Source organism: Streptomyces sp. NPDC045022 (assembly GCF_056432605.1).
The window spans coordinates 377,488-392,282 of sequence record NZ_JBWKIR010000002.1; the positions used below are offsets into that span (position 1 = coordinate 377,488).

A 14,795-nucleotide genomic window follows, 5' to 3' on the forward strand; every position below is an offset into this window, starting at 1 on the left:
CCACTGGTACCCGGCGGCCGCGCCGGGGGGCGTGACGTCACTCCTTCGGTGGCGGGTCGGTGGCCGCCGGCCCAGGCGCCCTACGGCAGTACGGCGAACCCGTCCAGCTCCACCAGCGCCTGCTCGTCCCACAGCCGTACGACCTCCACGACCGCCATGGCGGGGTAGTGCCGGCCGGCCAGGTCCCGCCAGACGCGCCCCAGCCGGCCGGCCTGGGCGCGGTAGTCGGCGACGTCCGTGGCGTAGACGGTGACCCGGGCGAGGTCGGCGGGGGTGCCGCCGGCCGCGCGCAGGGCGGTGAGCAGGTTGGCGAGCGCCTTCTCGAACTGCTCGGCGAGTGTGGTGCCGGTGACCTTGCCGTCGGTGTCGAGGGCGGTCTGGCCCGCGAGGAACACCACGCGGGAGCCGGCCGCGACCACGGCATGGGAGAAGCCCGTGGGCGGGGACAGCTCGGACGGGTTGACGCGCTCGGTGGTCACCGGGCCTCCCGGTCGTGGGTCGTGGCGTACAACTCCCTGGCGATGATGCCCCGTTGGACCTCGCTGGCGCCCTCGTAGATACGGGGCGCGCGCACCTCGCGATAGAGGTGCTCGAGGAGGTGGCCCCGGCGCAGGGCACGGGCGCCGTGCAGCTGGACGGCGGTGTCGACGACGTACTGCGCGGTCTCGGTGGCGAGCAGCTTGGCCATCGCGGCACGCCCCGGCACGCCGTCGGCGCCCTCGTCGTACGCCGTCGCCGCCGCGTACACCATCAGCCGGGCCGCCTCGGTGCGCAGCGCCATCTCGGCGACCTGGTGGGACACGGCCTGAAGGTCCATCAGTCTTCCGTCGAAGGCCTCGCGTCGGCGTGTGTGGCCGAGCGTGGCGTCGAGCGCGGCCTGGGCCATGCCCACCGCGAAGGCGCCGACGCTGGGCCGGAAGAGGTTGAGGGTGCCCATGGCGACGGCGAAGCCGCGGTCGGTCTCGCCGAGCACGTCGGCGGCGGTGACGGGCACGGCGTCGAAGTCGAGGGCGCCGATGGGATGCGGCGAGATCATCTCCAGTGCGCCGCCGGTGAGTCCGGGCCGGTCGGCGGGGACGAGGAAGGCGGTCACGCCGCGCGCTCCCGCGCCGGGCGCGGTGCGGGCGAAGACGGTGTAGAAGTCGGCCTCGGGGGCGTTGGAGATCCAGCACTTGGCGCCGGTGAGCCGCCAGCCGTCGCCGTGGGGCTCGGCGGCGAGGGACAGCGCCGCCGCGTCCGACCCGGCTCCGGGCTCGCTCAGCGCGAAGGCGGCGACCGCACTGCCGTCGGCGACGCGGGGCAGCCACTGCTCGCGCTGTGCGGGGGTGCCGTGGGCATGCACCGGGTGGGCGCCCAGGCCCTGGAGGGCGAGGGCGGTCTCGGCCTCGGTGCAGGCCTGGGCGAGGGACTCGCGCATCAGGCACAGGTCGAGCGCGCCGGAGGTGAACAGCCGCCCCAGCAGCCCGAGCCGGCCGAGTTCGGCGAGGAGCGGCCGGTTGACGCGGCCGGGTTCGCCTTTGTCGGCGAGCGGGCGCAGCCGCTCGGCGGCCAGTGTGCGCAGCTCGGCACACCAGGCGGTCTGCTCCGGTCCGAGTGAGAATGCGGGCACAGCCGTTCCTCCCTCCGGGGACGGCCACCACAGCGGCCCCCGTCACCTTCCGGGGACGGGGCACGACGGCCCCCGTCACCCTCCGGGCGGGCCACCACGGCTCACCCCGTCACTTCGCGGGGCGCCGGCCTCATCGGGAGCCGCCCCCGTCCGACGTTATCGCGCACAGTTGACTGCCGTCACCAACACGATACGCTCAAACCGCGAGCCCACCAGGACGCCGGTGCCCACCACGACGCCCGTCTCGACGTTTGTCACGGCAAGGGGGCGAACCGCCATGCACCTCTCGGCCCACGTCGACACCTTCGCGCGCGATCACCTGCCCCCGCCGGACGAGTGGCCCGAGCTGCGGTTCGATCTGCCGGAGCTGCGTTACCCCGAACGGCTGAACTGCGCCGCGGAACTCCTGGCCGGCGCCGGCCCGGACCGCCCGGTCTTCCGCACTCCGGCCGGGCCCACCTGGACGTACGGCGAGCTGCGCGGGCACGTCGACCGGATCGCGCACGTGCTCACCGGCGACCTGGGCGTGGTCCCCGGCAACCGGGTCCTGCTGCGCGGCCCCACCACGCCCTGGCTCGCCGCCTGCTGGCTGGCCGTGCTGAAGGCGGGCGCGGTCGCGGTGACCGTGCTGGCCCAGCAGCGCCCGCAGGAGCTGGCGACGATGTGCGGGATCGCCGAGGTGCGGCACGCGCTGTGCGACATCCGGGTGGTGGACGACCTGGCCAGGGCCGGGATACCCGGACTGCGGATCGCGACGTACGGCGGCGACGCGCCCGATGACCTCCTGCACCGCCCGGCGCCCGCCATCCCGTACCCGGCGGTCGACACCGCGGCGGACGACGTCGCCCTGATCGCGTTCACCTCCGGCACCACGGGTCGCCCGAAAGGGTGCATGCACTTCCACCGGGATGTGCTCGCGACGGCGGACACCTTCTCCCGGCATGTGCTGCGTCCCCGGGGGGACGACGTGTTCGCCGGCAGCCCCCCGCTCGGCTTCACCTTCGGCCTCGGCGGGCTGGTGGTCTTCCCGATGCGGGCCGGCGCCAGCGCCCTCCTCCTGGAACAGGCCGGCCCCGGACAGCTGCTCCCCGCGATCGCCGAGCACCGCGTCTCGGTCCTGTTCACCGCCCCCACCGCGTACCGCGCCATGCTGGACACGCTGGACGGGTACGACGTCTCGTCCCTGCGGCGCTGTGTGTCGGCCGGCGAGAACCTGCCCGCGGCCACCTGGCGGGCCTGGCACGAGCGCACGGGCGTACGCATCATCAACGGCATCGGCGCGACCGAACTGCTGCACATCTTCATCTCCGCCGCGGACGAGCGGATCAGGCCCGGCATGACGGGTGTCCCGGTGCCGGGCTGGCAGGCGCGGGTGCAGGACCCGGACGGCGCCCCGGTGGCCGACGGCGAGCCCGGACTGCTGGCGGTGCGCGGCCCGGTCGGCTGCCGCTACCTCGCCGACCCGCGCCAGCGTGAGTATGTGCGTGACGGCTGGAACATCACCGGCGACACCTACGTCCGCGAGCCCGACGGCTGGTTCCGCTATGTGGCCCGTGCCGACGACATGATCATCTCCGCCGGGTACAACATCGCCGGACCAGAGGTGGAGGACGCGCTGCTGCGCCACCCGGACGTGGTGGAGACGGCGGTCGTGGGCCGGCCCGACGAGGTGCGCGGCCAGGTGGCGGTGGCGTACACCGTCCTGCGCGACGGGGCCGGGCGCGACCCCGAGGCGCTCCGCGCGTTCCTCACGTCCGAACTGGCGCCCTACAAATGCCCGCGCGAGTTCGTCTTCCTCGACGCGCTCCCCCGCACGGCCACCGGCAAGCTGCAGCGGTTCCGGCTGCGCACCGCGGGTCACCGGCAGTGAAGCCGACGACCTAAAATGATCAACGTGTCCGACCAGCACGCCCCCAGGTCCCTCATCGTCACGCTCTACGGCGCGTACGGCCGCTTCATGTCCGGCCCGGTGCCCGTAGCCGAGCTGATCCGGCTGCTGGCCGCGGTCGGGGTGGACGCGCCGTCGGTACGCTCCTCGGTGTCCCGGCTCAAACGGCGCGGCCTGCTGCGGCCGGCCCGCACGGAGTCCGGCGCGGCGGGTTACGAACTCTCGCCCGAGGCACGCCAGTTGCTGGACGACGGTGACCGCCGCATCTACGCGACGGCGCCGCCCGGGGACGCGGGCTGGGTGCTGGCGGTCTTCTCCGTCCCCGAGTCGGAGCGGCAGAAGCGGCATGTGCTGCGGTCCCGGCTGGCCGGCCTGGGCTTCGGTACCGCCGCCCCGGGGGTGTGGATCGCCCCGGCCCGCCTGTACGAGGAGACACGGCACACCCTGCGCCGGCTGCACCTGGACCCGTACGTGGACTTCTTCCGCGGCGAGCACCTGGGCTTCGCACCGACGGCCGAGGCGGTCGCCCGTTGGTGGGACCTGGCCGCGATCGCCAAGGAGCACGAGCGCTTCCTGGACGTGCACGCCCCGGTCCTGCACGCCTGGGAGCACCGCCCGGGCACCCCGCCCGAGGAGGCCTACCGCGACTACCTCCTCGCCCTCGACTCCTGGCGCCACCTCCCCTACACCGACCCGGGCCTGCCCTCGCGGCTGCTCCCCGAGGAATGGCCGGGGGTGCGCTCGGCAGCGGTGTTCCGGGCGTTGCACGAGCGACTGCGCGATGTGGGCGCGGAGTTCGCGGGCGTGACGGCGCGCCCCACCGAAAGGTGATCCGCACCACTTCTGCGTCCGGTTGAGGGCGAGATCCCCACGCCGCCGCTCGAGGTGCGCGAGGCCTGGGGTACCTCAGCCACCCAGTGTGAGCCGGGGTCTCGGGGCGTCGGTGCGTCCTGTCCGGGGGCGCCTGCTGCCCGCCCGGTACGGCGCGGGCCAGACGACACCGGGGCCGTCGTAGCCCTGCTCGGCCGCCGCGTGCAGAGTCCAGTGCGGGTCGTACAGGTGCGGGCGGGCCAGCGCGCACAGGTCCGTACGCCCGGCCAGGATCAGGGAGTTGACGTCGTCCCAGGAGGAGATCGCGCCCACCGTCACCACCGGGATACGGGCCTCGTGCCGGATGCGGTCGGCGAACGGCGTCTGGTACGACCGCCCGAACTCCGGCCGCTCCTCGGCCACCACCTGCCCGGTGGAGACGTCGATCGCGTCGGCGCCGTGCGCGGCGAAGGCGCGGGCGATCTCGACCGCGTCCTCGGCCGTCGTACCGCCCTCGGCCCAGTCGGTGGCGGAGATGCGGACGGTCATCGGCCGTTCCGCCGGCCACACCCCGCGTACGGCGTCGAAGACCTCCAGCGGGAAGCGCAGCCGCTTCTCCAGCGAGCCGCCGTAGGCGTCGGTGCGGTGGTTGGTGAGCGGGGAGAGGAAGCCGGAGAGCAGGTAGCCGTGCGCGCAGTGCAGTTCGAGCAGGTCGAAGCCGGCCCGGGCGGCCCGCCACGCGGCCGCCGTGAACTGTTCGCGGATGTCGGTGAGCTGGGCCCGGGAGAGCTGGCGCGGGGTCTGGCTGCCCGGCTTGTACGGCAGCGGGGAGGCGGCGACGAGCGGCCAGTTGCCGTCGGACAGCGGTTCGTCCATGCCCTCCCACATCAGCTTCGTGGAACCCTTGCGGCCGGAGTGCCCGAGCTGCACGCCGATCGCGGTGCCGGGGGCGCGGGTGTGGACGAAGTCGGTGATGCGCCGCCACGCCTCCGCCTGCCGGCCGGTGTAGAGGCCGGCGCAGCCCGGGGTGATGCGGCCCTCCTCGCTCACGCACACCATCTCGGTCATCACCAGACCGGCGCCGCCGAGAGCCCGGGCGCCCAGGTGGACGAGATGGAAGTCGCCGGGGACGCCGCCGGTGGCGCAGTACATGTCCATCGGTGACACGACGACCCGGTTGCGCAGGGTCAGGCCACGCAGCCGGAACGGGGTGAACATCGGGGGTGTGCCGGGCGGGCAGCCGAACTCGCGCTCCACGGCCTCGGTGAAACGGGCATCGCGCAGGCGCAGGTTGTCGTGCGTGACGCGGCGGCTGCGGGTGAGCAGGTTGAAGGCGAACTGGCGGGGCGGCCGGCCGAGGTACAGCCGCAGGTTCTCGAACCACTCCAGGCTGGCCCGCGCGGCCCGCTGCGTGGAGGCGACGACGGGCCTGCGCTCCTCCTCGTAGGCCGCCAGCGCCATGGGGAGGTCGGGCTGTTCCCGGAGGCAGGCGGCCAGGGCCAGCGCGTCCTCCACGGCGAGCTTGGTGCCGGAGCCGATGGAGAAGTGGGCGGTGTGGGCGGCGTCGCCCAGCAGGACGACGTTGCCGTGCGACCAGCGGTCGTTGACGACCGTACGGAAGGTCGTCCAGGCGGACTCGTTGGAGCGCAGGGTCCGGCCCCCGAGCGCGTCGGCGAAGAGCTTGGCGCAGCGCTCGACGGACTCCTGCGGGGTGACCTCGTCGAATCCCGCCGCCCGCCAGACCTCCTCGCGCATCTCGACGATGACGGTGGAGGCGTCGGCCGCGTACGGGTAGCCGTGCAGCTGCATCACGCCGTGCTCGGTCTCGGCGATCTCGAAGCGGAAGGCGTCGAAGGCGAAGTCGGCGGCGAGCCATATGTAGCGGCAGTGGTGCTCGGTCACCTGGGGGCGGAACACCTGGGCGTAGGTCTCGCGGGTGGTGCTGTGGACCCCGTCGGCGGCGATGACGAGGTCGTGGTCCGCCGCGAGGCGGTCCGGGGGCGGGGCCTCGGTGCGGAAGTGGATCCGCACGCCGAGGGAGCGGCAGCGGTCGTGCAGGATCTCCAGGAGACGGTGCCGGCCGAGGGCGGCGAAACCGTGTCCGCCGGAGGTGTGCCGGGTGCCTCGGTGGACGATGTCGATGTCGTCCCAGCGGACGAAGTCTTTTCGGAGGGCCGCGTAGACCACCGGGTCGGCGTGTTCGATGCCGCCGAGGGTCTCGTCGGAGAGGACCACTCCGAAGCCGAAGGTCTCGTTCGGGGGGTTGCGTTCCCAGACGGTGACCTCTCTCGCCGGGTCGAGGCGTTTCAGCAGGGCCGCGGCGTAGAGGCCGCCGGGGCCGCCGCCGATGATCGCGATGCGGTGGGGGTGGCCGGTCGACGCCGGCGGCTGCGGGTTCGTCGTGGCTTGTCGCGCGGTTCCCCGCGCCCCTTCGTTCCTCGGGTCGGTCGCCATGGTCACCGCCCCCGCCACTTCGGCGGGCGCTTCTCCGTGAAGGCCGCGTGGAACTCCGCGTAGTCCTCGCCGTTCATCAGCAGGGCCTGGGTCGCGGCGTCCAGCTCGACCGATGCCGCCAAGGGCATGTCCAGCTCGGCGGTCAGCAGGGCCTTCGTCTGGGCGTACGCCAGGGCCGGCCCGTCGGCCAGGCGGCGGGCCAGCTGGAGTGCCGCCTCATGCGCCCGGCCCTCCTCCGTCAGCTCGCTGATCAGTCCGATGCGTTCGGCCTCGGGTGCGCGAACCGGCTCGCCGAGCATGAGGAGGCGGGTGGCGTGGCCGAGACCGACGACCCGCGGCAGCAGGTAGGCCGCGCCCATGTCGCCGCCGGAGAGGCCGACGCGGGTGAAGAGGAAGGCGAAGCGTGCCGAGGGGTCGGCCACCCGGAAGTCGGCCGCGAGGGCGAGGACGGCTCCCGCGCCCGCGGCGACCCCGTGCACGGCGGCGATCACCGGGAACGGGCATTCGCGGATCGCCCGGACCACCTGGCCCGTCATCCGGTTGAAGTCCAGCAGCTGGGCGGTGTCCATGGCCAGGGTGGCGCCGATGATCTCGTCGACATCGCCGCCGGAGCAGAAACCGCGCCCCTCACCGGCCAGCACCAGGGCGCGCACCGAGCGCTCCCGGGAGAGTTCGGCGAGCAGATCGCGCAGGTCGGCGTAGGCGCCGAAGGTGAGGGCGTTGAGTTTCTCGGGGCGGGCGAGGGTGACGGTGGCGACCCCGTCGGCGAGCTGGACCCGCAGGTGCGACCAGTCGGAGGTGCGGGCGGCGGAGCCGGTGAAGGGACTCATGACGTGCGGCCTCCTAGGGGGGCGGTGCCTCACGTTGCAGCGGTGGGTACCTCACGGTGCTACCCCATGAAGTTATCACCTGTTTGTGACTGTCGTCACGGTCGCGCGACAAGCGTGCGCCGATCGGCCGCGTCGGGTCACACGCGTCACCGGTCGGCGACAGCGCCGTAACAGTGGGCACCGCCGCGCGAGGCAGGCCGTTCTGCGGGGTAAGCCGCCCGGTACCGGGGCCGGAAGTCCCGGGCGAAGCCCGTCGACGGACTGTGTGGCCGGGCCCGTACCATTCCTACAGTCGAAAGCAGGACAGCCTGCTCCATGAACGGACTCGCCTTGCACCATCGCCCCGCCGAATCGGCCTCCTGGCGCATCGCCCTGCCGCACACCGCCGCGGCGGTGCCGGTGGCGCGCGCTCTGGTGCGCACGGCTCTCACCGAGGTGGAGCACCCGGCCGACTGCGACACCGCGGAGCTGCTCACGGCGGAGCTGGTGGCCAACGCGGTGGAGCACACCGCCGGGCGCGGCCCGATAGAGCTGGTGGTGGAGCTGCTGCCGACCGGCTGCCAGGTCGAGGTGCACGACCCGGACCCGGCGCCGCCCGGCCATCTGACCCGGCCCGTGATCGAGGAGCCCGACGTCTGGCAGGAGGGAGGGCGCGGTCTGCTGCTGATCCGCGCCCTCAGCTCGTCCTGCGGTCACCGCCCCACCCCCTCGGGCAAGGCGGTGTGGTTCAGACTGCCTGCGATTCCCGCTCAGCGGCGTCCGGCGTGACCTCGGGGGCCGGGTCGGCCAGCGTGGAGTGCCGGCGTCCGTAGGCGACGTAGACCAGCAGTCCCACCGCGAGGAACCCGGCGAACTGGAGCCAGGTCTGCCAGCCGGTCTCGTAGCTCAGGTACAGGCAGAAGGCGACGCCGAGCAGCGGGCCCACGGGGTAGAGCGGTACACGGAAGCTGCGGGCGAGTCCCGGTTCGCGGCGGCGCAGGGCGATGACCGCGACGTTCACGACGGCCATGACGGCGAGCGTGCCGATGGTGCACAGGTTCATCACGGCGTCGAGGGAGGCGAAGGCCGCCGGGACCGCGAAGACGACCGCCACGATCAGCGTGCCCGCGACCGGTGTGGAGGTCCTCGGGGAGACCTTCTCGAAGACGCGCGGGATCAGGCCGTCCCGGGACATCGACATCAGGATGCGGGTCTGGCCGTACATCACGGCGAGGACCACCGAGGCGATCGCGACGACCGCGCCGAAGGCGATGACCCCGCCGCCGAGGCTGGAGCCGGTGACCTCGTTGACGACGTAGGACAGCGCCGCGGGGCGGCCGGCCACCTGGTCGCCGCCGATGGCACCGATCGCGGCGACGGCGACCGCGCAGTACAGCAGGGTGACCAGGCCCATGCAGACCATGATCGCCACGGGGATGTCCCGGCGCGGGTTCTTGGCCTCCTCGCCGGCGGTGGTGATCGCGTCGAAGCCGATGTAGGAGAAGAACGCGGCGGTGGTGCCCGCGCCGATGCCGCCGAGGCCGGCCGGGGAGAACGGGGTGAGGTTGCCGTCCTTGAAGGCGCTGTAGCCGATGGCGCAGAAGGCGAGCAGGATGACGAGTTTCACGGCGGCCATGGCGGCGGTGGCCCGGGCGCTCTCGCGCACCCCGCGCACCAGCAGCACGGAGGCCATGGCGATCACGATGACGGCGGGGAGGTTCACGATCCCGCCGTCGCCGGGACCGGCCGAGAGCGCGGCGGGCAGCTGCCGGCCGGTGAGGCTGTGCAGCAGCTCGTTGACGTACTGGCTCCAGCCGACCGCGACGGCTGAGATGGAGACGCCGTACTCCAGCAGCAGGCACCAGCCGACCAGGAAGGCGGTGGACTCGCCGAGGCCCGCGTAGGCGAAGGAGTACGAGGAGCCGGAGACCGGGATGGCGCCGCCCAGCTCGGCGAAGGAGAACGCGGTGAAGACGCAGGTGAGCGCGGCCAGGATGAAGGAGACGACGACGGCGGGTCCGGCCTGGGCGACGGAGTCGGAGAGGCCGACGAAGATGCCGGTGCCGACGATGGCGCCGACGCCGAAGCAGATGAGCTGGAAGAGGCCCATCGTGCGCTTGAGGCCGTGGCCCTCGCGGTCGGCGCCGGATTCGGCGACGAGCAGATGCGGGGACTTGATGCGGGGAGCGGGCATGCGGGTGGTGCTCGTTTCTGGTGGTGCGGGGCGCCCGGCATGGGGTTCCCCCCTGCTCGAACGGAGTCGAGAGCCCGGGGGCGGGCGCGGCGGCGGCCTCGGAAGGGGTGGCTCCGGGCCGCCGGTCAGAATAAGGCTGCTCAGGCGAGTGTGGCTACCAGCACCGCCTTGATCGTGTGCAGCCGGTTCTCGGCCTCGTCGAAGACGACCGAGTGGGCGGATTCGAAGACCTCGTCCGTCACTTCCAGGGACCGCAGGCCGTAGGCCTGGTGGATCTCCTGCCCCACCTTGGTGCCCAGGTCGTGGTAGGCCGGCAGGCAGTGCAGGAACTTCACGTCCGGATTTCCGGTGGCGCGCAGGACGTCCATGGTCACGGCGTAGGGCGCGAGCGCCTTGATCCTCTCGCCCCAGACCTCCTTGGGCTCGCCCATCGAGACCCAGACGTCGGTGGCGATGAAATCGGCCCCCCTGACGCCCTCGGCGAGGTCCTCGGTGAGCGTGATGACGGAGCCGCTGCCCTCCGCCAGCTTGCGGGCCCGGGTCACGACGTCGTCGCCCGGCCAGTACTGCCTGGGCGCGACGATCCGTACGTCCATGCCGAGCAGCGCGCCGGTGATCAGATAGGAGTTGCCCATGTTGAAGCGGGCGTCACCGAGGTAGGCGAAGCCGATCTGCCGCAGCGGCTTGGCGCTGTGCTCCGTCATGGTGAGCACGTCGGCGAGCATCTGGGTGGGATGCCAGTCGTCGGTGAGGCCGTTGTAGACGGGCACGCCGGCGTACGCGGCCAGCTCCTCGACGTTGGCCTGGCTGTCCCCGCGGTACTCGATGCCGTCGAACATCCGGCCGAGAACACGCGCCGTGTCCTTCACGGACTCCTTGTGCCCGATCTGCGAGCCGGAGGGGTCGAGGTAGGTCGTGTGGGCGCCCTGGTCGGCGGCGGCGACCTCGAACGCGCAGCGGGTGCGCGTCGAGGTCTTCTCGAAGATCAGCGCGATGTTGCGCCCCCGCAGGTACCGCGTTTCGGCCCCCGCCTTCTTGGCGGCCTTCAGCTCGGCGGCCAGCTCGACCAGACCGCGGAACTCCTCCTCGGTGAAGTCCAGCTCCTTGAGGAAGTGGCGGCCGGCGAGTGCGGTCGGGACTGTCGCCATGGGGGGCGCTCCAGGGGTACGACTGGCAGGGACCTTGGAATTCTATACGACGGTCGGCATTTCTATACGACCGCCGGCCGTCCGTTCGGTCCCAGCCCTTCCCGGTTCCGCCAGGTCATACCGCCTCGCGCTCGACCGGACAGCTCATGCAGCGCGGGCCGCCCCTGCCCCGCCCCAGCTCGCTGCCCGGGATCTCGATCACCTCGATGCCCTGCTTGCGCAGATGCGTGTTGGTGGTCGAGTTCCGCTCGTAGGCGACGACCACACCGGGCTCGACGGCGAGGACGTTGCAGCCGTCATCCCACTGCTCGCGCTCGGCGGCGTGCACGTCCTGGGTGGCGGTCAGCACCCGGATCTCCCCGAGTCCGAGGGCGGCGGCGATCGCGCGGTGCATGTGCTCCGGGGGATGGTCGGTGACCTTGAGCTCCTGCTCACCGGCTCCCGGTTCGATGGTGTACGAGCGCAGCATGCCGAGCCCGGCGTACTGGGTGAAGGTGTCCCCGTCGACCATGGTCATCACCGTGTCGAGATGCATGAAGGCCCGCCGCTTGGGCATGTCGAGCGCGACGATCGTGCGCGCCGAGCCCGCCGCGAACAGCTTGTGCGCCAGCATCTCCACGGCCTGCGGGGTGGTGCGCTCGCTCATGCCGATCAGCACGGCGCCGTTGCCGATCACCAGGACGTCACCGCCCTCGATGGTGGAGGGGTAGTCGGCCTGCCCCCGCGACCAGATACGGAACGTTTCGTCACGGAAGAGCGGGTGGTGGCGGTAGATCGCCTCGAAGTGGACGGTCTCACGCTGCCGGGCGGGCCAGCGCATGGCGTTGATGGAGACGCCGTCGTAGATCCACGCCGAGGTGTCGCGGGTGAAGAGGTGGTTGGGCAGCGGGCGGAGCAGGAAGTCGTCCAGCTCCATGACGTGGAAGCGGACGGAGGTCGGTTCCGTGTGCGCGTCCAGGAACTCCCGCTTGGTCATCCCGCCGACCAGGGCCTCGGCCAGCTCGCCCGGGGTCATCCGGTCGAAGGAGGCACGCAGATGGTCGGTGGCGAGGGGGCCGTACTCCTTCTCGTCGAAGACCCGGTCCAGGACGAGGGTGCGGGCCTCGGCGATCTCCAGCGTCTCGGCGAGCAGGTCGCCGAAGAGGTGGACGGCGACGCCGCGGTCGCGCAGGACGTCGGCGAAGCCGTCATGCTCGGCGCGCGCCCGGCGCACCCAGAGCACGTCGTCGAAGAGAAGAGCGTCCTTGTTGCTGGGGGTGAGCCTTTTGAGCTCGAGATCCGGCCGGTGCAGTATGACGCGGCGCAGCCGCCCGGCCTCGGAGTCGACTTGGAATCCCATGCCTCCATCCTGACCATCGGGCCCCGGGTTCACCCGCCTCTCCGCGGTTTCCGCAGACGCTTGTTTTCGTCCCCTTGACGACAAATGGGCACGGCGGACCTGCCGGCGCCCTGGGGAACCGGTGATCAGATCGCGGTGCAGGGCACGGGCCACTGCCGGATGCGCGGGGGCAGGGCCACCGCCCAGCCGCCGCAGACCAGGACCAGCCGCTCGGCGGTGAGCAGCTCGGCGGCCTCCCGCTCGGTGGCGTCGAGGACGTCGAGCAGCGTGGGCTCCAGGAGCCGGAGGAAGGCGGCGTGCAGACCGGGGTGGTCGAGGGTGAGCCGGACGGCCGTGCCCTCCTTCCGCCGGTCCAGGACCGTCACGAAGCCGGGACCGCGCCGGTGGTAGAGGGTGCCGTGGGCGTGCCCGGCCCGCCAGGCGTCCAGCTCCCCCTGGCCGGCCGGCAGTTCGGTGGGCGGGGGCAGATGACGCAGCACACCGAGGTCGTACGACGGCTCGCCCGTGGCCCGCCAGCCCACCCGCAGACCGAGGCCCTGGCACTCGCGCAGGAACCGCACCGCCTCCGCCGTTCCCCGGCCCCTGCCGCTGAGGTCCAGGGGCTCGATGGCCTCGACCCGGCGCCCGGTGAGCCGGTGCGGCACGGCCCCGGGCAGCCCGCTCATCCGGCCCCCTCGGCCAGGCGGACCGGTTCGCCCCAGGTCGGCAGGGCCACGTAGGTGACGCCGTCACGGAACAACAGCCCCTGACTGAAGGCGTGTTGGACCCACTCGGCCAAGGACCGCGTGGTCACCTCGTGGCCGTCGGCGGTCAATAGCCGGTGCAGGGCGGCCACGGTCCGGCCGGCCTCCAGGCGGCGCAGCGCCTCGGCCCGCCAGCCGGTGAAGCGATGGGTGGCCGGGGGCCGGCCGTGCCGCCGGTCGTGAACCAGCAGTGCCGGGCCGTCTTCCTCGAACAGCAACCGGGAGTGCGCGTGCCCGGCCCGCCACTCGGCGACGGCGTCCTTGAGCCGCTGCTCGACCGGGCCCGCGATGCCCGCGTCCTCGGCGTCGAACAGATAGACCAGGTCGGCGAGTTCCTCCTCGGGCAGGTCGTAGACGTGCTGGTACATGACGGCCGGGCGGCGCTTGCCGAAGCCGAGTCCCGGGTCGGTGAAGTGCGGGCTGAAACGCTCCAGCTGGATCCGGTGGGCGCCGCTCGGCGGCTGGAGGTGGACCAGGGCGGGAAGCTGGTCGACGACGGGCGTGTAGTCGTCGGCGGTCTCGCCGGGGAAGCCGTACAGCAGGTTCCAGGAACAGGTCAGCGCGTGGTTCTCGCACTCGCGCAGGGTGCGGACGTTACGGGCGCCGGTGACACCCTTGTCCATCAGGTCCAGGACGCGGCTGCCCAGGCTCTCGATACCGGGCTGGATGTGCACGGTGCCGGAGGCGCCGAGGAGCTGGAGCTGTGCGGGGGTGAGGTTGGACTTGACCTCGTAGTGCAGCCGCAGGTCCCAGCCGCTCTCGGCGACGCGGGGCAGGAAGTCGCGGAAGTAGGCCATGTCGATGATGTTGTCGACCGTGACGACGTCGAGGATGCGGTGGCGGCGCACCAGCCGGTCGATCTCCGCCCACAGCCGCTCCCCTGGCTTGGCACGGAAGGCCATGGCGGAGCCGTTCAGCCCGCAGAAGGTGCAGTGGTGCTTCTCGCCCCACCAGCAGCCCCGGGCCCCCTCCACCACCAGCTTCGGGTGCACGTACTCCTGGACCGGGGAGGCGTCCAGGGCGGTCTGCCACTGGTCGTAGTCGGGCGAGGGGATGTCGGCGGGCGCCACGGTCCGCCGGGTCTCCGGGTTGGCGCGGGACACCGGGCCGTCCCACCAGCACAGGCCGGGCACGTCGGCGGGCGGGGTGCCCTCGTCGAGGTGGCGTAACAGGGCCGGGAAGGCGTACTCGGCCTCGCCGCGCACCACATGGTCCACGAAGGGGTGGTTGCGGTGCAGGGCGTGGCCCATCGGGCCGTCGCAGTTGCTGCCACCGAACACGATCACCAACTCCGGCCGCATTCGCCTGAGTTCACGGGCGAGCGCCAGGGAGGGGACGTTCTGCATGAACGTGCTGGTGAAGCCGACCACGTCCGGCTCGGCCGCCAGCACCTCGGTGGCGCACTCGGCGATGAAGGCGGCGGCGTACGGGCGCATGGCGACGGCGGTGTCGATGAAGACGTCCCGGGCGGCCGCGTAGTCCCGCAGCCGGGCCAGGCCCCAGCCGGGCTCGTCGTACAGGGCGCCGGAGAAGACCCAGTCGCCCAGGCCGTGGAAGATCGCGTCGCTGCCGACGGCCACATAGTCGCCCGGCCGCAGCCGGCCGCCGGAGCGTTCCAGCAGGAACTCCGCCCAGCGCAGGGAGCCGTGGAACTCGGTCACCTCGTCACCGGGGCGGGCCCGGCGCACGATGCGGTTCAGCAGGCCCAGTTGCAGCGAGGGCAGGTCGATCGGGTGCCACGGCATCGTGACCAGATGGAGGCGCATGCTCAGCGGGTCGGCCGCTTCTCCAGGATCGCCGG

The 14,795-nt window shown here is 72.5% G+C and carries 12 protein-coding genes; 3 read left to right on the forward strand and 9 right to left on the reverse strand.

Features of this window, described 5'->3' with window-relative positions; genetic code table 11:
• Positions 1-80: 80 nt before the first annotated feature.
• Entirely contained in the window at positions 81-479 is a 399-nt protein-coding gene (locus AC07C1_RS04950; RefSeq protein ID WP_478936951.1) for a RidA family protein, read from the reverse strand.
• Positions 476-1,609, reverse strand: coding sequence for an acyl-CoA dehydrogenase family protein (locus tag AC07C1_RS04955; RefSeq protein ID WP_478936953.1), 1,134 nt, complete (start codon positions 1,607-1,609; stop codon positions 476-478). Before AC07C1_RS04955 ends, AC07C1_RS04950 begins: the two co-directional genes overlap by 4 nt.
• Positions 1,610-1,886: 277 nt before the next feature.
• On the opposite strand from AC07C1_RS04955, the gene AC07C1_RS04960 reads away from it, so the two are divergent.
• Both AC07C1_RS04960 and AC07C1_RS04965 read left to right on the forward strand, forming a co-directional pair.
• On the forward strand, positions 1,887-3,479 hold the full coding sequence (locus AC07C1_RS04960; RefSeq protein ID WP_478936954.1) for an AMP-binding protein: 1,593 nt from the start codon (positions 1,887-1,889) through the stop codon (positions 3,477-3,479).
• Positions 3,480-3,494: 15 nt separating this feature from the next.
• Positions 3,495-4,328 carry a PaaX family transcriptional regulator gene (locus AC07C1_RS04965; protein WP_478936956.1) on the forward strand — a complete coding sequence of 278 codons (834 nt, stop codon included), beginning with the start codon at positions 3,495-3,497 and terminating at the stop codon, positions 4,326-4,328.
• 75 nt (positions 4,329-4,403) lie between these two features.
• Here the strand turns inward: AC07C1_RS04965 and AC07C1_RS04970 are convergent, their stop codons facing one another.
• Both AC07C1_RS04970 and AC07C1_RS04975 read right to left on the reverse strand, forming a co-directional pair.
• Positions 4,404-6,761: a bifunctional salicylyl-CoA 5-hydroxylase/oxidoreductase gene (locus AC07C1_RS04970; RefSeq protein WP_478936957.1), complete on the reverse strand. Its 2,358-nt coding sequence runs from the start codon at positions 6,759-6,761 to the stop codon at positions 4,404-4,406.
• Between the two features lie 2 nt (positions 6,762-6,763).
• Positions 6,764-7,591 carry an enoyl-CoA hydratase family protein gene (locus tag AC07C1_RS04975; RefSeq protein ID WP_478936958.1) on the reverse strand — a complete coding sequence of 276 codons (828 nt, stop codon included), beginning with the start codon at positions 7,589-7,591 and terminating at the stop codon, positions 6,764-6,766.
• 315 nt (positions 7,592-7,906) lie between these two features.
• Here AC07C1_RS04975 and AC07C1_RS04980 point away from each other — a divergent pair, with 315 nt between their 5' ends.
• Positions 7,907-8,359 carry an ATP-binding protein gene (locus AC07C1_RS04980; protein ID WP_478936959.1) on the forward strand — a complete coding sequence of 151 codons (453 nt, stop codon included), beginning with the start codon at positions 7,907-7,909 and terminating at the stop codon, positions 8,357-8,359.
• Here AC07C1_RS04980 and AC07C1_RS04985 read toward each other — a convergent pair.
• The 5 genes from AC07C1_RS04985 to AC07C1_RS05005 form a co-directional block, all read right to left on the reverse strand.
• Positions 8,319-9,764: an amino acid permease gene (locus tag AC07C1_RS04985; RefSeq protein ID WP_478936960.1), complete on the reverse strand. Its 1,446-nt coding sequence runs from the start codon at positions 9,762-9,764 to the stop codon at positions 8,319-8,321. The genes AC07C1_RS04980 and AC07C1_RS04985 overlap by 41 nt on opposite strands.
• 140 nt (positions 9,765-9,904) lie before the next feature.
• Entirely contained in the window at positions 9,905-10,912 is a 1,008-nt protein-coding gene (gene argF, locus AC07C1_RS04990; RefSeq protein ID WP_478936961.1) for an ornithine carbamoyltransferase, read from the reverse strand.
• Positions 10,913-11,027: 115 nt separating this feature from the next.
• A complete protein-coding gene (locus AC07C1_RS04995) occupies positions 11,028-12,251 on the reverse strand; it encodes an arginine deiminase (RefSeq protein ID WP_478936962.1) in 1,224 nt (407 codons plus the stop codon).
• A gap of 125 nt (positions 12,252-12,376) precedes the next feature.
• The gene (locus AC07C1_RS05000; RefSeq protein WP_478936963.1) at positions 12,377-12,916 is read right to left on the reverse strand and encodes a DUF5825 family protein; all 540 of its coding nucleotides are present in this window, start codon (positions 12,914-12,916) and stop codon (positions 12,377-12,379) included.
• On the reverse strand, positions 12,913-14,760 hold the full coding sequence (locus tag AC07C1_RS05005) for a RiPP maturation radical SAM C-methyltransferase (protein WP_478936964.1): 1,848 nt from the start codon (positions 14,758-14,760) through the stop codon (positions 12,913-12,915). The genes AC07C1_RS05000 and AC07C1_RS05005 overlap by 4 nt, the downstream gene beginning before the upstream one ends.
• Positions 14,761-14,795: the final 35 nt, after the last annotated feature.

Coding starts and splice junctions, on each gene's coding strand:
- AC07C1_RS04960 (WP_478936954.1), top strand. CDS start 1,887: ATGCACCTCTCGGCCCACGTCGACACCTTCGCGCGCGATCACCTGCCC.
- AC07C1_RS04965 (WP_478936956.1), top strand. CDS start 3,495: ATGATCAACGTGTCCGACCAGCACGCCCCCAGGTCCCTCATCGTCACG.
- AC07C1_RS04970 (WP_478936957.1), bottom strand. CDS start 6,761: ATGGCGACCGACCCGAGGAACGAAGGGGCGCGGGGAACCGCGCGACAA.
- AC07C1_RS04975 (WP_478936958.1), bottom strand. CDS start 7,591: ATGAGTCCCTTCACCGGCTCCGCCGCCCGCACCTCCGACTGGTCGCAC.
- AC07C1_RS04980 (WP_478936959.1), top strand. CDS start 7,907: ATGAACGGACTCGCCTTGCACCATCGCCCCGCCGAATCGGCCTCCTGG.
- AC07C1_RS04985 (WP_478936960.1), bottom strand. CDS start 9,764: ATGCCCGCTCCCCGCATCAAGTCCCCGCATCTGCTCGTCGCCGAATCC.
- argF (WP_478936961.1), bottom strand. CDS start 10,912: ATGGCGACAGTCCCGACCGCACTCGCCGGCCGCCACTTCCTCAAGGAG.
- AC07C1_RS04995 (WP_478936962.1), bottom strand. CDS start 12,251: ATGGGATTCCAAGTCGACTCCGAGGCCGGGCGGCTGCGCCGCGTCATA.
- AC07C1_RS05000 (WP_478936963.1), bottom strand. CDS start 12,916: ATGAGCGGGCTGCCCGGGGCCGTGCCGCACCGGCTCACCGGGCGCCGG.
- AC07C1_RS05005 (WP_478936964.1), bottom strand. CDS start 14,760: ATGCGCCTCCATCTGGTCACGATGCCGTGGCACCCGATCGACCTGCCC.